The sequence below is a fragment of the Thalassospira lucentensis genome, assembly GCF_001613805.1.
In the GTDB taxonomy this organism is placed as follows: Bacteria; Pseudomonadota; Alphaproteobacteria; order Rhodospirillales; family Thalassospiraceae; genus Thalassospira; species Thalassospira lucentensis_A.
This window is the reverse complement of the sequence record NZ_LPVY01000003.1, coordinates 410521-435042: the sequence shown is the minus strand read 5'-3', so window position 1 is coordinate 435042 and position 24522 is coordinate 410521. Positions and strand designations below refer to the sequence as shown.

Below are 24522 nucleotides of genomic sequence, written 5' to 3'. Positions count from 1 at the left end.
AATGCACATTTCGTGATCTTCGAAACGATCACATCGCAGCTTTGCGTGCTTCTTCAAGCCAACCGTCGAATTTTGCCTGATTTGCCTTGATCCAGGCATCGGCATGACGGTTGATGTCTTCGGCCGACTTTTCACCGTCGCGCATACGAAGGTTCTGGGCAGAGATATCGTTGGCCGACAGTTCCATGATGGCAAACAGCTTCGCCGCGGCCGGGTTTTCTTCGGCCCATGCCTTGTTGGCGATGATCTGCTGGTTGTTCACCTGGAAGCCATAGTTCGAACCGTCCGGAAGGGCGGTGTCGGCATCCTTGTTTTCACCCGGAAGGGATGAGAACGGAACCTGCAGCCAGGTCACGTCCTTGCCCGGGACCAGAACGCCCGAAACCCAATACGGGGTCCAGGTGTAATACAGGATCGGCTCGCCAGCTTTGTAACGGGTAATGGTATCGGCGATGATGGCCGAATAGGAACCCTGATTGTGGGCTACCGTGTCACGCAGGTCATAGGCATCAAGGTGATGTTCGATCACACCTTCACAGCCCCAACCCGGGTTGCAGCCGGCAAGATCGGCTTTGCCGTCACCATTATTGTCGAAAATCTTGGCAATTTCCGGATCGGACAGCTGGCTGATATTGGTGATGTTGTGTTCATCAGCGGTTTTCTTGTCGATCAGGTAACCCTGCAACGCACCCGGTGAATAAACACCTTCGCGATAGATTTTTTCGTCACCGCCGGCTGCCTTGTAGAAATCGGCATGCAGCGGGTTCCAGTGGTCGGCCAAAAAGGTTGCATCGCCATTGCCAATAGCAACGTGACCAGCCGCATATTCGATTTCCTGGATGTCCTTGACGTCGTAGCCAAGCTCTTCAAGTGCCTTCATCACCAGAACGGTCTGGAATGTTTCTTCGGCAATCGAGCTTTTCAGCGGCTGGACTTCAACGCCTTCACCCGGTTTCATATCGTCGGCGAATGCAGCACCGCTGATCAGAAACGAGCTGGTCACCGCAATCGCGGCACCGGTGGAAAGTTTCTTCAGGATCGTCATTAGCTTCTCCTTGTTGGTTGATTGGGGCAGTTTTCTGCCCTTGTTTTCAAACCGGCGTGCCGGCTATTTCTTGCCCATAAGGGAACGGATAAGTGCGGCCGGGCCGCTCTCGTACCAGTGGCGGGTGCCCTTGCTGCGGCTATCCTGACCAAGGGCCTGCGTCATGCGGTCCAGCACGATCGCCAGAAGCACGATCCCGACACCGCCAACCGTGGCGAGGCCCATGTCAAGGCGACCAATGCCGCGCAAAACCATCTGGCCAAGGCCACCAACCGCGATCATCGATGCGATTACCACCATCGAAAGGGCCAGCATCAGGGTCTGGTTCACGCCGGCCATGATTGTCGGCATGGCGAGCGGAAGCTGGACACGGAACAGAAGCTGTTTCGGGCTGGCGCCAAAGGAACGTGCTGCTTCCACCAGATCGCCGGGCACCTGACGGATACCAAGGATGGTCAGGCGGATCAGAGGCGGCAGGGCAAAGATGATCGTCACGACCACGCCCGGCACATTGCCGATACCAAACAGCATTACGATCGGCACAAGGTAAACGAATGCCGGTGTCGTCTGCATCGCATCAAGGATCGGGCGTGCGGTATTTGATGCCCGCTCGTTGCGGGCAAGCCAGATACCGGTCGGCAGGCCGATCACCACGCAGAACAGAACCGACGTGATCACAAGCGACAGGGTCACCATGGCTTCCGACCATGCGCCGATCAGGCCAACGGCAATCATCGAAATCAGCGTTCCGATGGCAAGGCGACGGCCCGCAACCTGCCACGCAATCAGCGACAGAATGACAATGACGATAATTGCCGGCGTTGCCTGCAAACCGGCCTCGACGCCCGACAGGACTGCATCAATCGGCCAGCGGATCGCCTGAAACACGCTGCGGAAATTATCGACAATCCATTCCAATCCCTGATTGACCCAGATATCGAGCGGGATCACCGCGTCCTGAAACGGATGCAGGATGTCGAAATGCTGTTCCGGGGCAGGGGCGGCATTGGAAAGCCAGTCGCCTGCCGTATCAGAGGCACCGCTGCCCCACGGGTTGGAGGCACCACTCTGGGCAGCATCGGCCGCCCCCGATGTGGTTGCGTCTTTTGCTGCGTCTGCCGCGCCGTTATCGGTGGCGGCACCCCATGGATTGCTATTGTCAGCCATTTGCGCCATCTCCTTCGCGGTCGAGAGTCGCCAAAAGATTGGCCCTGTTGATTACGCCCAGATATTTGCCGTTTTCATTAATGACTGGTACGCCACAAGGTGTATGGGCTACGGTTCCGATCAGATCGGAAAGCTGTGTGTCATGGGCAACAGCGTTGATATCCGGCAGGAACGCTGCGGAAAGTTTGTCAGCGCCTGATTTGATTGCCTTGTCGACGCTGTCGACGGAAATAATTCCGTGGAAATCAAGCTTGTCGCCGACAATGTAACCATATTCGCGATCTTCGTTGCGAAGACGGTTAAGGGCGGTTTTAAGGCCAACGCCTTCGCGTTCGATAACAGTAACCTGCCGTTTGACGACGATATCCTTGGCCGTCAGAATTGTTGATACGTCAACACCGCGGAAGAAGGATTTGACATAGTCATTGGCCGGATTGTTGAGGATTTCCTCTGGCGTTCCGACCTGTACGACAATGCCGCCTTCCATGATCGCAATCCGGTCACCGATGCGCATCGCTTCATCCAGATCGTGCGAGATAAAGATGATGGTGCGCTTGTGTTCGCGTTGCAGGGTCAGAAGCTCGTCCTGCATTTCGGTTCGGATCAGTGGATCAAGGGCGGAAAACGCTTCATCCATCAACATGACGGACGGATCATTGGCAAGAGCGCGGGCAAGGCCAACGCGCTGCTGCATGCCGCCGGAAAGCTCGTCGGGGTATGAATTCGCCTGTGCTTTCAGTCCCACCTGATCAAGCGCATTCAGGGCGCGCTGATGGCGTTCTTCCTCGGCAACTCCGGCCAGCTCAAGACCAAAGGCCGCGTTGTCGACGACGCTCATATGGGGCATCAGGGCAAAGGACTGGAATACCATGGACATATCCCTGCGGCGCAGTTCACGCAGTTCCTCGTCGCTCATGGCTGCTATATCTGTGCCGTCATAAAGCACCTGGCCAGATGTCGGCTCAATCAGGCGGTTTAACAGTCGAACCAGCGTCGATTTGCCGGAACCCGAAAGCCCCATGACAACAAAAATCTCGCCTTCCCGAACAGTGAAGCTGGCACCACAAACGCCAACGGTTTGTCCGGTTTTGTCAAAAATTTCGGCTTTGTCGATCCCGTCATTGATCATCTGCATGGCTTGATCGGGACGGTCGCCAAAGACTTTATAAAGGTCCTTTACAACGATTTTATCGGTCATTGGCCCTTGTCATTTGTTGTTATCGGACAACAGGCGGCGTGTATCCCGGGTTCCGGAAACCGCGCGATGCCATCCATTGAAAATGTCATGTCGAGACAGGTGTGATCGTTGCGCCGGATCGCGCCTGCTCCCCCAATTTCGTCACATTCTGTAATCTGATAGTTACAGATCAAAACATTTGATGTCAAATTATAATGGCGCTAAGTTGGGCGGATAATATGACAGGGAGGATTGCGTACATGATCTCGGATCAGCAGAAAAGACGCGAGTTTCTCGATGTTTTGGTTGCTCTGCGGCAGATCATTCGTGCAACAGATCTGCACTCAAAACATGTGATGAAGGTTTGTGGTCTTACGGTTCCGCAACTCGTCGTGCTTCTGGCGATCGAGGAACTTGGTGCGGTAACCGTCAAGGAGATCTCCCGTCATGTATCGCTGAGTCAGGCGACCGTAACGACGATCCTGAACCGGCTGGAAGGACGCGGTTTTATCGAGCGTGCCCGAAATGCCGATGATAAACGGGTGGTCAACAGCCGTTTGACTGACAAAGGGCTTGCGGTTCTAAGTGATACGCCGCCGCTGATGGATGGTGAATTCATGCAGCGTTATGAAAGACTCGATCAGAACGAACGCAGCCGTATCCTCGCATCACTGCAGCACGTGGCCCGCCTGATGGATACCGAAGAAGTCGACCCCAGACCGCCGACCGGATGGGATCGGATCGGTTCTCCGTGAACTAGATGACAAGACGGCCCCCGGAACCGGTAGCAAACAGGCAGTAAAAAGGGGGCAGATCGAAACCTGCCCCGTGATCGATATCTAAAAGATCGCACAGCGATCAGGTGTTGCTACCTGTGTTGTTACAGCGCAGCTTCAACCCGTTCTGCGACTTTCTCCGGCACCCATGCTTTCCACACGCCCGGCTTTTCTTTCAGGAAATAAAGGGCCGCATCTTCGGGTTTTTCACCGTTTTCCTGCATATAGGCCAGCATTTCCGAAACCATGGCGTTGCTGGTTTCATAATGCGTCAGGAATTCGATCAGTTTGGGGGCTGATTTCATGAATTCCGTATTCACCCCGACTGTGACCGTGCTTTCCGGATAGGCTGTGGCCTTTGTCGGATTTTCATCCGTTTTCAGCTTGTCGAAAATTGCCTGATCATATGCAGGTTCTTCAAGGCGATAGCTGTCATAAAGACCCATCACCCAAGTCGGTCCCCAGTAATAATAAAGTGCTGGTTCACCGCGCTTGTGCGCAGATGCGATTGCTGCGGAAAGTGCGGCACCGGTGCCCGGTCGGAAGTTGGTGAAACTGTCATTCAGGCCATAGGCCGCGAGTTTCCCCGAATTGACCTTTTCGCACACCCAGCCTGCCGGGCAGTTATAAAAACGGCCCTTACCCGGTTCTTCGGCATCTTCGAACAGACTGGCATATTTCGGCAGGTCATCGACGGATTTCAGATCCGGTGCCATCGGCTCGATCCCGCGTTCCTTGTCACCTTCGATAACGTAACGCGGCACGAACCAGCCTTCGACGGCGTCATCGAAATTCACACCTATCTGAGTTACATTTCCGGCGGCTTCGGCCTTTTTCCATGCGTCAGCGACGTTGTCACGCCAGATTTCCATGACGACATCGATGTCACCTTTGCCCGCACCGGTCAAAAGCGGAATGACGTCACCGGGCAGGGCGTCGGTTTTACATCCGTAGCCCTTTTCAATGATGAAGCGTGCAACCGCGTTATGGAAAAGCGCGCTGTCATAATTCAGTCCGGCGAACATCACCGGACGGTCGATCTCGCAACTGGCATCCTGTGCCTGTGCGCTTGTGTAGGTAGAGAATGCAAGGCCAGCGGCCATAAGCATTGCGGCTCCGGTAGGCAGGATGTTCATCACTTTTCCCTTTGACTATCTTCTACGGTCCGGAAGCGCATCAAATGCAATGTCCGGCGGTTGAATGCCGCCATGTCACCAGTGGTTGTGTGCTCGATCCCCTGACTGGACTTTGCCCCTGATACAGGTGATGTGAAGTTTAACCTTGGGGTCAAAGGTGACGCAACCCTGCTTGCCGACATTTGCCGGACTTGTGATGTGCCATAATGATTTGAAGTCTAAACTGCATCTCCTGACAGCCGTGTCAGGAGATGTCAGTGCGGATGTGATTGCGAGGATGAATTTTGCCCGGAAGTTCGTGAAACTTCTGCCAAGCATGTTTATGCTGCGCGAAACGCATTTCTGCCGGGGGCACCATGACACATGACAGTCTGTTTGTTTTTGATATCGAAACCGTTCCCGATATCGATGTCTTGCCGCAACTGACCGGTGAAACCGCACCTGATCCAGTGACCGGGCGTGAAATGCTTGAAAAATATCATCTTGATATCACCGATGGCCGGAACGGCTTCCCGCGCCAGCCGTTTCACAAGGTCGTTGCCATCAGCTTCCTGCGTGCGACGATACAACGCGATGGCAATCTGGAAACCTACGAGATTGAAGAACTGCGTTCCGGTGGCGATCTGACCAGCGAGGAAAAGGATCTCGTGAACGGCTTCTTTGCCTATTGCGGCAAGCTGTATCCCAGGCTGGTCAGCTTCAATGGACGCGGGTTCGATCTGCCGGTTTTGAAGTATCGCGCGATGAAGCATGGTGTGTCTGCGCGCTGGCTACATCAGTCGGCGAATAAATGGGAAAATTATACATCGCGCTATGCGCCGAACTGGCATTGTGATCTTGCCGAAGTTCTTTCCGACTATGGGGCATCTGCAAGAACCAAAATGAACGAGGTCTGTGCCGCACTTGATCTTCCCGGCAAGACCGGCGTTGATGGCAGCAAGGTCTCGGATATGTATGACAATGGCGAAATCGAAGGCATTCGTCGTTATTGCGAAACCGATGTCCTGAACACCTATCTTCTTTATCTGCGCTATGTGCTTCACACTGGTCTAAGCGACCATGACGGCTATAATCATGCTATCAATCTGACCGTTGCATGGCTTGAAGAACGCGCAGGCGATATTCAAGCCTATCAGGAATTCCTTGATGCCTGGAAAAGTGCAAGTAAGGGGTCGTTCAACCTGCTTTAGGTTGCATTTTCCGGATTGCTGCAATCTTTGGGATCAGGTCGATATTTCTATATGTGAAATACATCACATCGTCGGGTTGAATTAGGGTGATCTCTGTTGAAATCGTGGCGCAGGGCGCTTAATTGCATCTTTGCGTTTGCAACTGATTTGCAGATGCATGCGGATTTCATGGATTTCAACGGGGAACGTTCACATGGACATCAGAAAGATTATTTGCGGTACGGTGTTGGGAGCCGCCACCGTTGCTGCTACGGCTGCGTCGGCACAGGAAGTTAACGTTTATTCCTTGCGTCAGCCTTTTCTTGTAGAACCGCTGTTTGAAAGCTTCACCAAGGAAACTGGCGTTAAGGTCAATGTGATCTTCGCCGAAAAAGGTCTCGTTGAACGCATCAAGCAGGAAGGGGCCAATAGCCCGGCCGATGTTCTGATGACGGTCGATATCAGCCGAATTCAGGAAGCCGTTGATGCGGGTGTTACAGAGGCCGTCGACAGTGATGTCCTCGAAACCAACATTCCGGCCCATCTGCGCGATGAAAACGATCAGTGGTTTGCCCTGACCCAGCGTGGTCGTGCGCTTTATGCCTCCAAGGATCGTGTCGCCGAAGGTGAAATCACCACCTACGAAGATCTTGCTGATCCGAAATGGAAGGGGCGCGTTTGCACTCGTCCAGGCTCGCATGACTATAACGTTGCCCTGATTTCCTCGATGATTGCCCATCATGGTGCCGAAGAAGCCAAAACGTGGCTCGAGGGCCTGAAAGCAAACCTTGCACGTAAGCCACAGGGCAATGATCGCGGTCAGGTCAAGGCGATCAAGGAAGGCGAATGCGATGTTGCCATCGCCAATACTTATTACTATGGCAAGATGCTTGATGATCCGGAACAGCGTGCATGGGCTGAATCGGTAAACATCGTTTTCCCGAATCAGGATGGTCGCGGCATGTCGATGAACATTTCCGGTATGACCCTGATCAAGGGTGCACCGAACAAGGAAAACGCTGTCAAGCTGATGGAATTCCTTTCGGGTGACGAAGCGCAGAAAATCTACGCCGAAGTGAACTATGAATATCCGGTCAAGCCGGGTGTTGAATGGTCCGACTATGTAAAGTCGTGGGGCACCTTCAAGGCTGACGAGCTTCCGCTGGCCGAAATCGCCCGTCTGCGTGCCGATGCGGTTCGCATGGTTGATCAGGTCGGCTACGACGAATAACTGAATTTTCGTTTTTCGAATAATTCCGGAAAGGGGCGGTAACCATTACCGTCCCTTTTTTTGTTGGCAAAACGGGTCCGGCTCCGTGCAGAGGCAGGAGGCCGACAAGGCGGTTATGTTCTATTCGCTCTTGCAAAACAGGGCGGCTGCCCTTTAATTTCCCGGGCAGCGAGTACAAATCATTCTTACTTGCCTTCACCCTTTGCGACCATTTCAGGAGATTCATGATGACTTCACTGCGCAACAAGGTCTTTGGCATGATGGGCGCGGTGGTCGGATTGACGGCATTTCATGCGAATGCTGCCGAGGAAGTTAATGTCTATTCGCTGCGACAGCCTTTCCTGATCGAACCAATGTTCGAACAATTCACCAAGGAAACCGGCATTCGGGTCAACACACTGTTTTCCCAAAGCGGTCTGGTTGAACGCATTAAGCATGAAGGCCGTAACAGTCCGGCCGACCTTTTGCTTACTGTTGATATTGGTCGTATTCAGGACGCCGTTGATGCCGATATCGCGACACCGCTTCAAAGCGATATGATTGATGCCAATATCCCCGAACAGTTTCGTGATCAGGATCACCTGTGGGTCGGCCTGACCACCCGTGCGCGTGTCCTTTATACGTCGCTTGACCGTGTGAAGCCCGACGCCATTGCGACATACGAAGAACTTGCCGATCCGGAATGGAAGGGACGTATTTGCGTGCGTTCCGGGATGCATGTCTACAATATCGCACTGGTTGCCTCTATGATTGCCCATCATGGCGAGGAATATACAAAAACCTGGCTTCAGGGACTGCAGGACAACCTTGCGCGCAAACCGCAAGGGGCGGATATCGATCAGATCGAGGCCGTATCCCAAGGCGTTTGCGATCTGGCAATCGGCAATTCCTATTATTACGGCAAGATGCTTGATGATCCAAACAAAGCCGATGCTGCCAAGGATGTCCGGATTGTTTTCCCCAATCAGGGAGACCGCGGCACGCATGTGAATATTTCGGGTGTGGCCCTGATCAAGAATGCGCCGAACAAGGAAAATGCGATCAAGCTGGTCGAATTCCTGTCCGGGGACGAGGCGCAGCACATGTATGCAGACGTGAACTTTGAATATCCGGTCAAGCCGGGGGTGGCTTGGTCGGAAATGGTTCGTTCCTGGGGCACCTTCAAATCCGATACCCTGCCGCTTAACGAAGTTGCCAATAACCGTGGTGCGGCCATTCGTCTGATCGACGAAGTCGGCTTTAACGAATAGGGCGCAACTCGCGTGAACAATTCCTGCCAGACCGAAGACGATCGCGATATCCGGCCTTCTGCCGTAACCGAGACGCTTGATCCGTTGCGCGAACGTTCGCTTGGAACCTCCATGCGCTGGCTGCCGCGCGGCCAATCAGGTCTTTGGCTGGCCGGGGCATTTATTATCGCACTTCTTGTCGCAACACCGTTGATTGCGGTTGTTTATCTGGCGTTGTTCCCGACGGAAAACATCTGGCCGCATCTGGCATCCACCATGTTGCCGCGATACCTGAAAAATACCGGTATCCTGATGCTGGGTGTTGGTATTGGCGTGACGTTGATCGGTGTTTCGGCGGCATGGGTCGTAACCATGTGTCGCCTGCCGGGCAAACGGTTCTTTGAATGGGCGATGCTGCTTCCGATGGCAGTTCCGGCCTACATTGTTGCCTATGTCTACACCGATCTTCTGGAATATGCCGGTCCGTTGCAGCGTCTTCTACGCGAGATTTTCGGCTGGCAAACCGCGCGTGATTACTGGTTTCCTGATATCCGGACCAAGGGTGGTGCGATACTGGTGCTTAGCCTGACGCTGTATCCCTATGTTTATATGTTGGCCCGGGCTGCCTTTTTGGCACAGTCGGTCTGTGTTCTCGAAGCTGCACGTGTTCTCGGGCGTTCGGCCTGGAACTCGTTCGTAACGGTTGCCTTGCCTTTGGCGCGTCCGGCTATCGTGGTTGGTGTCGTCATTGCGCTGATGGAAACCTTGAATGATTTCGGGACCATCGATTTCTTTGCTGTTCATACCCTGACGGCCGGTATTTTTAATGTCTGGCTCGGTATGGGAAATGCCGGCGGAGCTGCCCAGATCGCGCTGACTATGTTGGCGGTAGTGATTGTCCTGATCGTGGCTGAACGTTATTCGCGCCGTCGCCAGCGTTTCCACGATACGACCAACCGCTTTCAAGAATTACCGGGTTATGAGCTTGGTCCGGTCGCCAAATTTTTTGCGCTGGCTGTCTGCATCCTGCCGATTGTGCTGGGTTTTGTGATCCCATCATTAGTGTTGGTCTATTATTCCGTTGGCTATTTTGATCAAAGCTGGACCGCAGATTTCTTTGAATTTGCTGGCAATAGTTTGCTGGTGTCGGGTCTTGCAACCTTTGTTGCGGTTGGTTGTGCTGTGTTCCTTGGCTATGCCTTGCGTCTTTTCCCGCAACCTCTTTTGCGGTTCTGCATTCGCATGGCATCGGTTGGTTATGCCGTGCCCGGGGCGGTTCTGGCGATCGGGGTTCTGATCCCGTTTGCGCGGTTTGATAATGCGGTTGATGCCATGATGCGCGAAACGTTTGGCATATCTACCGGCCTGCTTCTGAGCGGGACGGTCTTTGCCATTGTTTTTGCCTATGCTGTGCGTTTTATGGCGGTTTCCTATGGCTCTATTGAGGCTGCGCTTGGCAAGGTCCGACCAAGCATGGATGACGCGGCCCGCACATTGGGCGAAAGCCCTTGGGGAACATTGAAGCGCATTCATTTTCCGATGGTGCGGGGCGGGATTCTGGCAGCTGCGGTTCTCGTCTTTGTGGACGCGATGAAGGAACTCCCGGCCACGCTGATCCTTCGGCCGTTCAATTTCGAAACACTGGCGACGCATGTCTATCAGTTCGCCAAGGATGAAATGATCGAACAGGCAGCCCTTGGTGCATTGACCATCGTCATTGTCGGTGTCGTTCCGGTGATTATGTTAAGTCGGGCGATTTCGCGATCCCGCCCGGGGCATGATGGCGCATCGTCGCGCCATTGACGTTCCCGTTCCGGCGGATCACTATCGCCGCTATATGATCCCGTTAAGTTCGACAGGCTTCTGATGACCATGTCACAAAATAATCCTGCCAATTCAGATATTTGCCACCAACCGGGACTGACGCGGCTTGAAGATGCGCTGCGTATTGCATTTGACGAAGTCGCTGTTCGTGCACCGGTAATTGAGGCGCCTCTTAATGATTGTTATGGGGCGATCCTGCGCAAGGATATCGTTGCCAGGATCGACGTCCCGTCTGCGGATAACTCGGCAATGGATGGATATGCATTCTATCATGCCGACCTGCAGGAATTTGTCGGTAAGGGGGATGTGCAAATCACTGTCGGCGGTGTGTCGCTGGCGGGGCATCCGTTTACGGGGAAAATCCCGCGTGGGCAGGCAATCCGCATCGCGACGGGGGCTGCCATTCCTGAGGGCGCAGATTGCATCATCATTCAGGAAAATGTCGCGGCGAATGCCGATGAAACGCTTTTGACCGTTTCGCAGGATGTGGTCGCAAAGACCCGCCAGCATCAACATGTCCGTCGTCGCGGCGAAGATGTTGCGACTGGTGCGGTTATCCTCCCAGCCGGTAAACGCTTGCGCCCGCAGGATATCGCGGTTGCCGCCGGGCAGGGGTATCAGTCAGTGCCGGTGTCTAAGCCCTTGTCGGTTGCCGTTTTCTCGACTGGGGATGAACTGGCAAAGCCCGGAGATCCGCTGCCGCCCGGTGGCGTTTACGATTCTAACCGGTTTGCCATGATCGGCATGCTGCGCGCTTGCGGGTGCGCGGTTACTGATCTTGGCCTTCTGGCTGATGATTTTGATGTGCTGAAAACCGCCTTAAAGGGGGCTGCGCAAACACATGATGTCATCATGACATCGGGTGGGGTATCTGTTGGTAAGGCGGATCTGTTGAAGCCTGTTGTCGATAGTCTTGGTGAAATTCAGGCATGGAAGCTGGCAATCAAACCCGGCAAACCTTTGATGCGCGGTCGTATTGGGGATTGTGTTGTCATCGGCTTGCCGGGAAATCCGGTTTCGGTGATGGTTTCTGGGCTGCTTTATGCCATGCCGCTTCTTTCGCATATGATGGGGGCATCGGACGACGTTTGTGCGCCCCTGCGATTGCCGGCCATCGCAGGGTTTGACTTCAAACGTGGTACGGGGCGTCGCGAATGGCTGCGCGCCCGTCTGGTGCAGGATGACGATGGGCAATGGGTTGCCATGCCTTACCATTCGGCGAGTTCCGGCATGTTATCCTCGATGGTGTGGGCCGAAGGCCTGATCGAAATCGCCGAGGATTGCGGGCAGGTCAGAACGGGTGATCAGGTACTCTATCTGCCATTTGGTGGTTTGCAGGCATTTTAAAAACTGATCCAGATCATGGAATTTGCATCCTTTTCCGGTGATGTTTAACAAAACAACGGAACAGGGGTGGAAAGCGGATGACTGTATCAGTGACTTTTTGCGGGGCTGCGGGTGGTGTTACCGGTTCATGTTATCTACTGCGCACCGACAGTGGCGACATCGTTGTCGATTGCGGTATGTTTCAGGGCAGCAAGACAGTTCGCGAACTGAACTATGGGGCTTTCCCGTTCAAGGCTGCTGACATTCGTGGGGTGCTTTTGACCCATGCCCATATCGATCATTCCGGCTTACTTCCCAAATTGGTAAAGGCAGGTTTTAACGGGCCGATTTATGCGACGGAACCGACCTGCGACCTACTGACCTATATGCTGCCTGATTCCGGTTACATTCAGGAAACCGAGGTCGAACGCCTTAACCGCCGCAATGTCAGGCGTGGTCGGCCGGAAGTCACCCCGATCTATACCCGTGAAGACGCGGAAAAGACTCTCAAACGGTTGCAGCCCGTTGACTATCATGAATGGCGTGAAGTTCTGCCGGGCTTACGGGCGCGCTACTGGGATGCCGGGCATCTTTTGGGATCCGCTTCGATAGAAATCGAAGTGGATGATGAGGCCCCAGACGGTGAGCCACGTACCCTGCGACTGCTGTTTTCCGGCGATATCGGTACGGGTGAGGCGGTGTTTAACGATGCGCCCGAAGGGCCGAAAAACATCGATTATCTGTTTGTTGAATCCACCTATGGTGATCGCAATCGCCCCGAAGTCAGCGACGCAGAGCGCCGCGAAATGCTTGCTGTCGAGGTTCGCCAAGCCATTCAGGCCGGCGGTAATCTTGTAATCCCGAGTTTCGCAGTGGCTCGTACACAGGAACTGCTTGTCGATCTGGCGACCCTGTTTAATCGTGGAAAACTTCCCAAGGCGGATGTTTTTGTCGATAGCCCGCTGGCCCAGCGCGCGACCGAGGTTTTTGCCAAACATCTCTCCCATGATGATGCACGTGCTCTGGCCCATCCCAATTTTCATATGGTGCCCGATGTTGAGGCAAGCATGCAGTTGGCACGGGTCAGAAGCGGCGCGATCATTTTGTCGGCAAGTGGCATGTGCGATGCCGGGCGCATTCGCTATCATTTGAAAAACAATCTTTGGCGGCCGGAATGCACGGTGCTGATGGTCGGTTTTCAGGCTGCCGGGTCGTTGGGCCGTGTGCTGCAGGGCAGGGCAAAGCATGTGCGCATTCATGGTGATGAAGTCGATGTGCACGCCCGGATCAGGACGCTTGATATCTATTCCGGACACGCCGATCAGGACATGCTGCTGCGCTGGACAAAGGAAAGGATGCCAATATCGCGGCGCATTTTCCTGACCCACGGCGAAGACGGGGCGCGCGCCGCTTTGCAACAGGCCATGATCAATAACGGGATCGAAGAAAGCAAAATCGCACTCCCGATGCTTGATGACACCGTGACGCTCAAACGCGGGCAGGCAAAACAGGCCGAATTCAAACCGCGCCTGCCTGTTGGCGAGATGTCCCGTGATGATTGGCACAACCGCTATGCCCATAGTGTTACAGAACTTTCTGAAAAACTTCGCGCACTCGACAGCAACGAAAAACGCGAAGCACTGCTAGAAAAAGTCTTGCAAGATATCGCATCGGCATGAGAGCAATAGCCCGATGGCAGGTTGGAAATACCGTAAAATACGGAAATGCTTGCCAACGGGCGATATCATGTCACCCTATATCGGGTTGAGAAGGTATCGAGGGACACTACGAGAGCGGGCGGATATATGTCGATCGTGGGGAATACCGGCTATCGTGTTCTGATCTATAGCCACGATACATTCGGCTTGGGCCATTTGCGCCGCTGCCGAACCATTGCGCATGCGCTTGTTTCGCGTCGGGACGATGTATCTGTGCTCATCCTTTCCGGATCGCCTATCATCGGCAGTTTCGAATTCCGTTCACGAGTCGATTTTGTGCGTATTCCGGGCGTGATCAAGCTCTCGAATGGTGAATACACATCGCTTAATCTGAATATCGACGTCGATCAGACTCTGGCGATGCGTGAATCCATTATTCAGCATACCGCCGATGTGTTTAATCCCGATCTGTTCATCGTCGACAAGGAACCGCTTGGCTTGCGCGGTGAAGTTGAATCGACACTTCAGATGTTGCGCCACCGTCGCACGCGCCTTGTCATGGGCTTGCGCGACGTGATGGATGATCCGGTCAATCTGCGTGAAGAATGGGATCGCAAAAAATGCGTTCCGGCTCTGGCCGACCTTTACGACGAAATCTGGGTCTATGGCCTCAAAGACATTTGCAATCCGCTTGAAGGCATTGATCTGCCGCCGGGTGTCGAAGAAAAAATGACCTATACCGGTTATCTGCCACGTACCGCGACGCGCAAACCGACCCCGGAACATGGCGCGCTTGGTCTTGAGGAACCCTATTATCTCGTCACGACCGGTGGCGGCGGGGACGGGGTTAATCTGGTCGATTGGGTGATCAGTGCCTATGAGGCCGATCCTGATATTCCTGTTCCTTCGCTTGTCGTGCTGGGGCCGTTCATGGCACCAAATGACCAGCAGGCGTTCATGGAACGCGCGGAAAAGATCGACAAGCTTTCGGTCATTACCTTCGATGCCAATGTCGAAATGCTGATGGATCGGTCCGCCGGTGTGATCGCAATGGGTGGATACAACACGTTTTGTGAAATCCTGTCCTTTGACAAACCGGCAATCATCGTGCCGCGCACCGTGCCGCGGCTTGAACAATATGTTCGCGCGTCGGCTGCCGAAAAACTTGGTCTGGTCAAAATGCTGACCGAAGATGGCGGTCGTCCGCCGATGCAGATGGCCCAAGCCCTTCGGGGTCTGATTGATCAGCCAAAGCCGTCACATGTAACCGTGCCAAACCTGATGGGTGGCCTTGATAGTGTTGGCGATCAGGTTGAACGCTGGCTGCCACCGCAGCTCGCTGCCGAGTAAGATTTTCCGGGATAACAACAGATGACATGCGACAAGCTTGCAATCGTGGTGAAAGGATATCCACGATTGTCGGAAACCTTTATTGCCCAGGAAATCCTCGGTATTCAGCAGGCAGGTATTCCTTATCGTATTGTATCACTGCGTCATCCGACCGATAAAAAACGCCATCCGGTCCACGAAAGGATCACCGCTGAAATCGATTACCTGCCGGAATATGTCTATCAGGAACCGATGCGCGTGTTTCGCGGCTGGTTAAAGGCCCGCAAAATGCCGGGATATCGTCGGGCGAGAAATATCTGGTGGCAGGACTATCGCCGGGATCGCACGCCGAACCGCGCCCGTCGTTTTGCGCAAGCATTGGTAATGGCGGCGGAGCTGCCGGACGATATCACGCGCATCTACGCCCATTTCCTGCATACCCCGGCATCGGTTGCGCGATATACAGCGATGATGCGCGGTCTTCCGTGGTGTTGTTCTGCACATGCCAAGGATATCTATACCAGCGAAGATTGGGACATGCGTGAAAAGCTGGCCGATATGGATTGGCTGGTGACCTGCACGAAGGCCAATGTCGACCATCTGCAAAAGCTGGCCGATGATCCGACCAAGGTGAATTTGCTTTATCACGGCCTTGATTTTTCCCGTTTCCCCGAAGATTTGCCGGGCCGGATGCCCCGTGACGGCCGGGATCCCGATCATCCGGTAACGATTCTGTCGGTTGGTCGGCTGGTCGGCAAAAAGGGTTATGACGATCTTCTGCGTGCACTTGCTGATTTACCCAAGGATCTGCATTGGCGGTTTGTTCATATTGGTGGTGGCAATTGCGATAAATACAAATCTCTCGCGACCGATCTTGGAATTTCCGATCATTGTGACTGGCAGGGGCCGCGTGACCAGAAAGAAGTGATTGGGGCCTGTCAGTCCGCCGATCTGTTCGTGCTGGCAAGCCGGGTGGAACAGGATGGTGATCGTGACGGATTACCAAACGTCCTGATGGAAGCACAGCTTTGCGGTCTGGCGGCGGTTTCAACGGCAATTTCAGCCATTCCGGAACTGATTACCGATGGCCTTAACGGCAAACTTGTTCCCGAACGTGATCCCAAATCATTGTCCTTGGCAATGGCTGAATTGATTGCCAATCCGGCGTTGCGCGATCAGATGGGGCGCAAGGGCAACGAAATCGTTCGACGGGATTTCTCATTCTATACCGGCATGAAGGAACTGGCACATCGCTTTGGTGTTGATGCACCGGTAGCCGGAACTGCCGCGCAACAACCGGCAGCGGAGTAGGGGACGGCAAACGTGCAGATCGCCTTTTATGCACCGTTAAAGCCGATTGATCATCCGATACCATCCGGGGATCGCCTGATGGCGCGCCTTCTGTGTGAAGCGCTAGCGCAAGCCGGACATAAAGTTGATATCGCATCGCGCCTGCGCAGCCGGGTTGGCGATGGCAATATCCTGCGTCAGGCGCAAATCGCCGAACTGGCGTCAAAGCTGGTTGCGCGGCTATTGCGGCAATATCAGAACGGCAAACGCAAACGCCCCGATATCTGGTTTACCTACCATCTTTATTACAAGGCCCCGGACTGGATTGGTCCGGTGATCGCTAAAGCGCTGGATATCCCCTATGTCTTAGCCGAGGCATCCTTTGCCCCTAAACGTGCAAACGGCCCCTGGGCGCAAAGCCACGCAGCCGTTGAACATGCCCTGCGATGTGCCAGTGCGGTATTCTCCCTAAATCAGGCGGATATGGAATGTCTGGCGCCGATATGTGCTCAGGACCGGTTGCATTATCTGGCACCCTTTACTCATACCGAAAACTGGCATGCTGCCGATCGCGGTGAAATCGATCCCGATAAACCGGTTCAGTTGGTGACAACCGCAATGATGCGGCCGGGCGATAAACTGAAATCTTACGAGTTGCTGGCAGCCGCACTTGGCAGGCTCAATGCGTACAATTTGATAAACTGGCATCTGACCGTAATCGGCGACGGTCCGGCCCGCGCCGACGTTGAAGCGGCTTTTGAACGGCACGCCATCAACCCCAATCAACTTGATTTCGCCGGTCTTTGCGATGCCGATCACACGCGTATCATTCTTGCGCGATCTGATATGTTTGTCTGGCCAGCGATCAACGAGGCCTATGGTATGGCCCTCCTTGAGGCACAGGCGGCAGCATTGCCTGTTCTGGCGGGCGACTGTGGTGGTGTTTCGGGTATTGTCGCGGATGGCAAAACCGGATGGTTGGTACCGGTTGGAGATATTGATGCGTTCGCAGGCAAACTTGCCGAGTGCCTGGCATCAGACCGATACAGTGCCTTGCGCGATATGGGACAATCCGCCTCGCAGAAAGCAGAACAGATGCATACAATAACCGCTGCGGCCAAAGAGCTTGGTAATGTCCTGCATGATGTGATGGAAAGTCACGGGAAACGGAAACAGGGATGAGCAGCTTTCATTTTGCCCTGTTACGGCATGGCGTTACCGCGTGGAATGCAGAAAGACGTATTCAGGGCCAAAGCGATATTCCTCTGCTTCCCAAAACCGTTGACGAATATCGCAGCCTTCAGTTGCCCCAAAAATGGTGTGCTGTTCCATGGCGAGTCAGTCCGTTGATCCGGACAATCCAAACAGCAGACGCACTGGCGATTGACGGTTTTTCACCCGATGAGCATTGGATCGAGATGAACTGGGGTGATTGGGAAGGGAAAAAGCTATCTGATCTGCGCCGTGATCTTGGTGCGCAAATGCAGGAAAATGAAGATCGCGGCTGGGACTTTCGTCCGGATGGAGGCGAAAGCCCGCGCGATGTCCTTTCCCGAGTTGAGGCCGCATTGGCTAGCAATCGTGACGGTAATTTTGGTGTCGTGACACATAAGGGCATTATTCGAGCAGTTTATGCTGCGGCATGCGGTTGGAATATGATGGGAAAAAGCCCAGACAAACTCGATTGGAAAGCCGTTCATGTCTTTTCCTGGTCTTCCGATGACGGGCTTGGCATCGTTGATCTGAATTGTCCCCTGCTTGAACGGGACGGAACAACCACATGAGCGACATTCTGATCTATGTTCAGCATCTGCTTGGCATCGGCCATGTCCGACGCGTTGCCCTGATCAATGCGGAACTTGACAGGCTTGGCATGACAACAACTGTTGTCACCGGAGGTATCCCGGATGCCTCATTGGATTTTGGCAGCGATAATGTGATCCAGCTTCCCCCTTGCCGAACCGCAGATAGCGGTTTTTCCGGATTGATCGATGAAGTCGGCAACCCGGTTGATGAGGCATGGAAGCAACAGCGAAAGCAGGCTCTGTTTGATGCGTTCAATGTCGTTGCGCCCAAGCTTTTAATGGTCGAAATGTTCCCGTTTGGCCGTCGAGCCTTCCGGTTTGAATTGTTGCCGTTACTCGATAAGGCCGGGCATGCGGGGATTCCCCGTATCTGTTCCGTTCGTGACCTTCTGGTGCGCAAATCTGATCGTTCGAAAGAAGCATGGATGCGTGATATCGCGCGCAGCCATTTTGACCGTGTGCTGGTTCACGGCGATCCGGCGCTTTTTGATTTCGGTCGCAGCTTCCCGTTTGCCGATGATATCGCCGATTTGATCGAATATACCGGCTATGTCGCACCCAAAGCCGATTTTGCGGCAGGCGAAAGAAAGGGTGTTCTTGTTTCTGCCGGTGGTGGCGCGGTCGGAACTGCATTGATTGAGGCTGCAATTGCGGCGCGTCCACTATCCAGCCGCTTTGCCGGTCAGCCTTGGGATATCGTGGCCGGGCCGCATTTCCCGCGTGAAGCATTCCAGCGCCTTGAGGAAAACCTGCCGACAGGGATAAACTTGCATCGCTTTTTGCCGGATTTCCGTGAACGCATGGCACATGCCTGTGTTTCCGTCTCGCAGGCAGGCTATAATACCTTGATGGATGTTCTGGCGACGGAAACCGCATCGGTCATGGTTCCATTCGCCGATGGTGGTGAAAGCGAACAGGCTGAACGTGCTGCTATTTTGGCGGGAAAGAACGTACTGTCGTTGCTTGATCCCGACGATTTGAATCCACAATCATTGGCAAATCAAATAGATCGGGCGAAGAATCCTGTTAAATTAGATATATCTCTGGACGGGGCAGGGATAACTGCGGCTAAACTCGCAGAAAGAATAAGAGGGAAGGCATGAGCACCTGGGATCAACTTCGCGCAGAGCTGGATCTGTGGCAGTCCGAAGAACGGATTGCCACGATGTGGTGGCGCGACGACGACGCGGTTGCAGTTACGCCAGCCCTGGAAACCCTTCTTGCCTTCGAACAGGATCATGGGGTTCCTTTGGCTCTTGCCGTGATCCCGGCTGATCTTGAACATGATCTTGTTCTGCGTCTGGCAGAAACACTTGATACCCGGGTGTTGCAACACGGCTGGTCGCATACCAACCATATGCCTGCAGGTCGCAAAAAGCAGGAACTGGACGATGTTCGTGATATCGGTGCGGTTGTCACCGATATTCGCGGTGGGTTTGACGTCCTGTCATCACAGTTTGGCAACCGTTTCCTGCCCGTCATGGTGCCGCCATGGAACCGCATCGCCGATGACGTCATGAGGGCTTTGCCATCACTTGGTCTGCGCGGTATCAGCACGTTTAACGCGCGATCAGATGCCTATCCCGTTCCGGGGCTCCTGATGGTCAATACGCATGTCGACGTGATTGACTGGCGCGGAACGCGTGGTTTTGCGGGCGAAGATCAATGCATCAATGCGATGATTTCCCATTTGTCCGCGCGTCGGAACGGTGTGGTGGATGACGCGGAAGCCACGGGGCTTCTAACCCATCATCTGGTTCATGATGATGCAACGACAAGATTTCTTGAAAACCTGTTTTCGTTTGAGCATGCGGCGCTCAAATGGCTGCGAATTCCCGGAGTTTTCCCATGGCAATAAGCCCGACTGAAGAAACCGGCGGTGTTGAAACAGCCGATCCGGTCAAACCGGCTGGTGTGCGTGATCGTGATGTGCAGATCATGGGATATCCACCAAGACTCATGGCACCGGATATGGCGAAATCGGTGGCTGGCCTGCTGATTTGTGGTGTTATCGCATTGATCCCTGAAATGTTGCCGATCATTCAGTGGACTGCCGCGGGGCTTGCCTTGCTGTTTGTTGTCTATTTCGTGCGCACCTTACTAAGGTTTCAATCAAAGATTTATGTATCGGAATATGGTATCCGAATCAGCAACCTGCGTGGTGGTACGGCGTTCGCGTGGTCGGAACTTTCCAAATTCCGGTTGCGTTATTTCTCTACCCGTCGCGATGGCAAAAAGGGATGGTTTGAACTTACCCTGCAGGCAGGGGATGCAAAAATCGTCACAGAATCAACATTGGACGGTTTTGATGATCTGCTTGAAATTGCCCGGGATTGGGCCAAAGATAACCAGTTACTGGTCGACGACATAACAAGAACCAATCTGATGCGCATGGATGAGGCCGAAACAATGGTCCAGGCAGCCGCATCAAGTCGGGCAGGCGGCATTGGCGAGGGAAGATGACCGATATACTGCGTATCCGTGACTTGAAAGTCGAATTCGTTTTGCCCCATATGCGGGTCAAGGCGGTCGAAAATGTAAGCTTTCGCATTGGCGCGCAGGAAACCGTGGCTCTTGTCGGGGAGTCCGGATCGGGAAAAACCACCATTTCCCAAGCAATTATGGGATTGCTACCCAAATCGGCACAGATTACCAACGGATCAATTGTGTTCGCTGATCCGAAAAAGCCCGGTACACGGGTCGACATCGCAATGCTGGATCGCTCGGGTGCTGAAATGCGCTCCATTCGTGGTGGCCGTATTTCGATGATTTTTCAGGAACCGATGAGTTCCCTTTCGCCGCTTCATACCATTGGTGATCAGATTTGCGAGGCAGTCCGCCTTCATCGCAAGGTCGGGACGGGCGAGGCCAAGGAGCTTGCCCGCGAAATGCTGGAACTTGTCGGGTTTCCCAATCCGAAAAGGTCGTTAAAGACATATCCGTTCGAACTGTCTGGTGGTTTGCGCCAGCGTGCGATGATTGCCATGGCGATGGTATGTCGTCCGGCCCTGCTGGTTGCGGATGAACCGACAACTGCACTTGACGTGACGATACAGGCCCAGACACTTCGCCTGATCAAGGATATGCAGTCGGAACTGCAAATGTCTGTTCTGCTGATTACCCATGATCTTGGTGTGGTCGCCAATATGGCAGACCGAATGGTGGTGGTTTATGACGGTCGGGTTGTGGAAAGCGGTTTGACGCATGATGTTTTTGTCAATCCGGGACACCTCTATACCCAGTCGCTACTTTCTGCCGTCCCGCATTTCGATATGGGGCCCGATGAACGCCTGCGCCCGTTGCGCGAAATCAAGCCCAAAGTCGATAGTCTGCTGACTTTCTGCGGGGACAAGGATTCTTCGGGCGAGGGGGATGTTCCACCGTCTCTGGCATTGCATCCGGCAATGGCGAGCGAACCGGTTTTGGCCGTCCGTCACCTTTATAAAAGCTTTGCCGTCCGCAAGGGCAACTGGTTCAAGGCCGAGGAACAGGAAATTGCCGCTGTTGCCGATGTATCGCTGACGATCAATCGCGGCGAATGTGTTGGTCTGGTTGGGGAAAGCGGCTGCGGTAAAACCACTCTTTCCAAATTGATCATGCGGGCGATGGCACCTGATAGCGGTTCAATCCTGTTTCGCGGTGAAAGCGGTCAGATGACCGAATTGACCGGTTTGAACGAAGATCAGCTCAATCCGTATCGAAAGCGTATCCAGTTTGTGTTTCAGGACCCGTTCGGCTCGCTTAATCCGCGCATGACCGTGCAGGATATCATCACGGAACCGATGATCATTCATGGTATCGGTGACACATCCTATCGCAAGAAAATGGTGCTGGAACTGATGGAACTGGTGGGGCTTGATCCACGGTTCCTGAACCGCTATCCGCACAGTTTTTCCGGTGGGCAGCGGCAGCGCATTGGCATCGCGCGCGCCCTTTCACTTAAGCCGGACCTTTTGATTTTTGATGAACCGACATCTGCACTTGATGTGTCTGTTCAGGCGCAAATCCTGAACCTTCTAAAGGATTTGCAGCGTGAACTTAAACTGACATACATGTTTATTTCGCACAACCTGGCAGTGGTTGATTATATCGCGGACCGGATTGCGGTGATGTGCGCTGGGCGGATTGTTGAGTCGGCACCGCGCGAACAGTTGTTCAGAAACCCCGTTCATCCCTATACCCAGGCATTGCTTAATGCCGTGCCATTTGCCGATCTTGATCATCTTCTGGATTTCACCAAGATCGTCGATGGCAAGGCTTCAGATCCGCGCCGCTGGCCGGCACCCTTTACCATTGATGCGCAGTCGGATCCCCGTATGGTCCAGTTTGCCGAAGATCATTTTGTCCGTGCCGCACGTGCCGATTATCAGGAGATCGCCATATGAACCCGATTAATGTTCCTGCGTTCTCTGCGGGCTGGTTCAACAGGTCACGCAATAAACTTGCACGCACTGGCCTTGGGGCGATGATGCTGGCTGGAATAATATCGCTTGGCAGCCCGGCACAGGCTGAAATCCCGTATTTCAAGGATGCCGTGTCAAAAGGTGAACTGCCACCGATGGCGGAACGCCTGCCCGAACATCCCAAAGTCATCGACTTTACCGCCGAAAACAAGGAAATCGGTAAATATGGTGGTGATCTGGTTACCATCATGGGGCGTTCACGCGATATTCGCATGGCGGTGGTATATGCGTATACCCGCCTGATCGGCTATGAGGAAGATCTCAATCTGAAGCCTGACATTCTTGAAAGTCTGGATGTTAACGATGCGGGCAATGAATTTACCCTGCATATTCGCAAAGGCCACAAATGGTCTGACGGTGAGCCCTTCACGGCCGAGGACTTCCGCTATTTCTGGGAAGATATCGTCAATAATGATGAACTGTTTCCCGTTGGTCCGCCCCGCTTCCTGTTCGTAGGCGATGAACCGGCAACATTCGAGGTTCTGGACGAATATACCGTTCGTTACAGTTGGTCCCAGCCCAATCCGTTCTTCCTGACGGAGCTGGCGGCAACGCGTCCGCCTTTCATTTATCGTCCGGCGCATTACCTCAAACAGTTTCACGAAAATTACCGTGATGCAGCCGAACTTGATGCGATTGTCAAAAAACGTGGTTTGCGCAGCTGGGCGGTGCTACATACTGACAAGGACCGCCCCTACAGGCTTGAAAATATTGAACGTCCATCGCTGGAGCCATGGCTGATCCGGACCGAAGAACCGTCTGACCGCTTCATCTTTGAACGTAATCCGTATTACCATCGCGTTGATCCCGACGGCAATCAGTTGCCCTATATCGATCGGATGATCTTCAACATCTCCAACGCCAAGTTGGTTCCGGCCAAGGTTGGTGCGGGCGAGGTCGACCTGCAAAGCCGCATTCTGTCGCTGCAGGATTATACCTTCCTCAAACAGTCCGAGCCTCAGCAAAACTTCAAGGTTAATCTTTGGGATGTTGGTTACGGTGCCTATGCCGCACTTTACCCGAACCTGACCTGCTCCGACCCGGTCTGGAGGAAATTGCTGCGTGATGTGCGTTTTCGTCGGGCACTGTCGCTTGCCATTAACAGAACCGAGATCAACCGGGTGATGTTCTTTGGTCTGGCGACACCAACCAACAATACGGTCCTTCCCAAAAGCCCGCTTTTCAAGCCGGAATATCGCGAAAGCTACATTAAGTTTGATGTGAAGAAAGCCAATGCGCTGCTTGATGAAGTTGGCCTGACCAAGCGCAATGATGACGGTATCCGTTTGATGCCCGATGGCCGTCCGCTTGAAATCATCGTCGAAACCATGGGGGAAAATCCTGAACATGATGACATGCTGGAACTGATCAGTGACAGCTGGAAACAGATTGGTGTGAAACTGTTCGTCAAGGGATTGCAGCGCGAAGTTCTCCGTAATCGTGCGTATAGCGGTGAGACCGTCATGTCGATTTTCAATGGTGTCGATAGCGGCCTTGCTACGCCTGCAACCGTTCCGGCCGAGTTCGTTCCGATCCAGCAGGATAGCCTGCAATGGCCGAAATGGGGGCAGTATTTCCAGACTAATGGCGAGGCAGGCGAGGCACCGGATTTACCTGCTGCAAAGGAACTCATGGAACTTTACGGCAAATGGGTGAAGGGCAATGACGCTGCCCGCAAGGAGGCCTGGCAAGGCATTCTTGATATTAATGCGGAAAACATGTTTTCGATTGGTCTGATTGGTAATGTGCCGCAGCCGGTTGTGGTCCGCAATGATTTGCGGAATGTGCCAGAGAAAGGGATACACAGTTGGGAACCGGGCGCCTTCTTTGGAATTTACCGTCCCGATACATTCTGGTGGGACCGTTGATCGCAGTGGTCTGAAATCGAACGCATCAT

Annotated in this window: 20 protein-coding genes; 16 read left to right on the top strand and 4 right to left on the bottom strand. The window is 53.7% G+C overall.

The features are described from left to right. Positions 1-28: 28 nt before the first annotated feature. From proX to proV, 3 genes are all read right to left on the bottom strand, one after another. Positions 29-1045, bottom strand: a complete 1017-nt coding sequence (gene proX, locus AUP42_RS04330; protein ID WP_114110351.1) for a glycine betaine/L-proline ABC transporter substrate-binding protein ProX — start codon at positions 1043-1045, stop codon at positions 29-31. A gap of 63 nt (positions 1046-1108) precedes the next feature. After that, a complete protein-coding gene (proW, locus tag AUP42_RS04325; RefSeq protein ID WP_062949204.1) occupies positions 1109-2212 on the bottom strand; it encodes a glycine betaine/L-proline ABC transporter permease ProW in 1104 nt (367 codons plus the stop codon). Further along, a complete protein-coding gene (gene proV, locus AUP42_RS04320; protein WP_062949202.1) occupies positions 2205-3410 on the bottom strand; it encodes a glycine betaine/L-proline ABC transporter ATP-binding protein ProV in 1206 nt (401 codons plus the stop codon). The genes proW and proV overlap by 8 nt, the downstream gene beginning before the upstream one ends. Positions 3411-3649: 239 nt before the next feature. Here proV and AUP42_RS04315 point away from each other — a divergent pair, with 239 nt between their 5' ends. Then, complete coding sequence (locus AUP42_RS04315) at positions 3650-4144, top strand: MarR family winged helix-turn-helix transcriptional regulator (protein WP_062949200.1); 495 nt, start codon at positions 3650-3652, stop codon at positions 4142-4144. A 125-nt stretch (positions 4145-4269) separates the two neighbouring features. Here the strand turns inward: AUP42_RS04315 and AUP42_RS04310 are convergent, their stop codons facing one another. Further along, positions 4270-5301 carry an ABC transporter substrate-binding protein gene (locus tag AUP42_RS04310; protein ID WP_062949198.1) on the bottom strand — a complete coding sequence of 344 codons (1032 nt, stop codon included), beginning with the start codon at positions 5299-5301 and terminating at the stop codon, positions 4270-4272. Between the two features lie 356 nt (positions 5302-5657). Here AUP42_RS04310 and AUP42_RS04305 point away from each other — a divergent pair, with 356 nt between their 5' ends. The 15 genes from AUP42_RS04305 (at position 5658) to AUP42_RS04235 (ending at position 24493) form a co-directional block, all read left to right on the top strand. Continuing rightward, complete coding sequence (locus AUP42_RS04305) at positions 5658-6491, top strand: 3'-5' exonuclease (protein ID WP_062949196.1); 834 nt, start codon at positions 5658-5660, stop codon at positions 6489-6491. Positions 6492-6684: 193 nt separating this feature from the next. Beyond that, a complete protein-coding gene (locus AUP42_RS04300) occupies positions 6685-7701 on the top strand; it encodes a Fe(3+) ABC transporter substrate-binding protein (protein WP_097050391.1) in 1017 nt (338 codons plus the stop codon). A 224-nt stretch (positions 7702-7925) separates the two neighbouring features. Then, positions 7926-8951 carry a Fe(3+) ABC transporter substrate-binding protein gene (locus AUP42_RS04295; protein ID WP_331710652.1) on the top strand — a complete coding sequence of 342 codons (1026 nt, stop codon included), beginning with the start codon at positions 7926-7928 and terminating at the stop codon, positions 8949-8951. A gap of 12 nt (positions 8952-8963) precedes the next feature. Then, positions 8964-10733, top strand: coding sequence for an ABC transporter permease (locus AUP42_RS04290; RefSeq protein ID WP_062949195.1), 1770 nt, complete (start codon positions 8964-8966; stop codon positions 10731-10733). A 63-nt stretch (positions 10734-10796) separates the two neighbouring features. Further along, positions 10797-12101, top strand: coding sequence for a gephyrin-like molybdotransferase Glp (gene glp / locus AUP42_RS04285; protein ID WP_062949193.1), 1305 nt, complete (start codon positions 10797-10799; stop codon positions 12099-12101). Between the two features lie 77 nt (positions 12102-12178). Beyond that, entirely contained in the window at positions 12179-13759 is a 1581-nt protein-coding gene (locus AUP42_RS04280) for an MBL fold metallo-hydrolase (RefSeq protein ID WP_062949191.1), read from the top strand. Between the two features lie 126 nt (positions 13760-13885). Continuing rightward, positions 13886-15088, top strand: coding sequence for a glycosyltransferase family protein (locus tag AUP42_RS04275; protein WP_062949189.1), 1203 nt, complete (start codon positions 13886-13888; stop codon positions 15086-15088). A gap of 21 nt (positions 15089-15109) precedes the next feature. Next, complete coding sequence (locus tag AUP42_RS04270) at positions 15110-16378, top strand: glycosyltransferase family 4 protein (RefSeq protein WP_062949187.1); 1269 nt, start codon at positions 15110-15112, stop codon at positions 16376-16378. 12 nt (positions 16379-16390) lie between these two features. Next, complete coding sequence (locus AUP42_RS04265) at positions 16391-17539, top strand: glycosyltransferase family 4 protein (RefSeq protein ID WP_062949185.1); 1149 nt, start codon at positions 16391-16393, stop codon at positions 17537-17539. Beyond that, a complete protein-coding gene (locus tag AUP42_RS04260) occupies positions 17536-18141 on the top strand; it encodes a histidine phosphatase family protein (protein WP_062949183.1) in 606 nt (201 codons plus the stop codon). The genes AUP42_RS04265 and AUP42_RS04260 overlap by 4 nt, the downstream gene beginning before the upstream one ends. Next, entirely contained in the window at positions 18138-19265 is a 1128-nt protein-coding gene (locus AUP42_RS04255) for a glycosyltransferase family protein (RefSeq protein ID WP_062949181.1), read from the top strand. The genes AUP42_RS04260 and AUP42_RS04255 overlap by 4 nt, the downstream gene beginning before the upstream one ends. Continuing rightward, positions 19262-20020: a polysaccharide deacetylase family protein gene (locus AUP42_RS04250; RefSeq protein WP_062949179.1), complete on the top strand. Its 759-nt coding sequence runs from the start codon at positions 19262-19264 to the stop codon at positions 20018-20020. The genes AUP42_RS04255 and AUP42_RS04250 overlap by 4 nt, the downstream gene beginning before the upstream one ends. Then, the gene (locus AUP42_RS04245) at positions 20011-20625 is read left to right on the top strand and encodes a hypothetical protein (protein WP_062949177.1); all 615 of its coding nucleotides are present in this window, start codon (positions 20011-20013) and stop codon (positions 20623-20625) included. The genes AUP42_RS04250 and AUP42_RS04245 overlap by 10 nt, the downstream gene beginning before the upstream one ends. Further along, positions 20622-22547 carry an ABC transporter ATP-binding protein gene (locus AUP42_RS04240; RefSeq protein ID WP_062949175.1) on the top strand — a complete coding sequence of 642 codons (1926 nt, stop codon included), beginning with the start codon at positions 20622-20624 and terminating at the stop codon, positions 22545-22547. Before AUP42_RS04245 ends, AUP42_RS04240 begins: the two co-directional genes overlap by 4 nt. Then, positions 22544-24493: an ABC transporter substrate-binding protein gene (locus tag AUP42_RS04235; RefSeq protein ID WP_062949173.1), complete on the top strand. Its 1950-nt coding sequence runs from the start codon at positions 22544-22546 to the stop codon at positions 24491-24493. Before AUP42_RS04240 ends, AUP42_RS04235 begins: the two co-directional genes overlap by 4 nt. Positions 24494-24522: the final 29 nt, after the last annotated feature.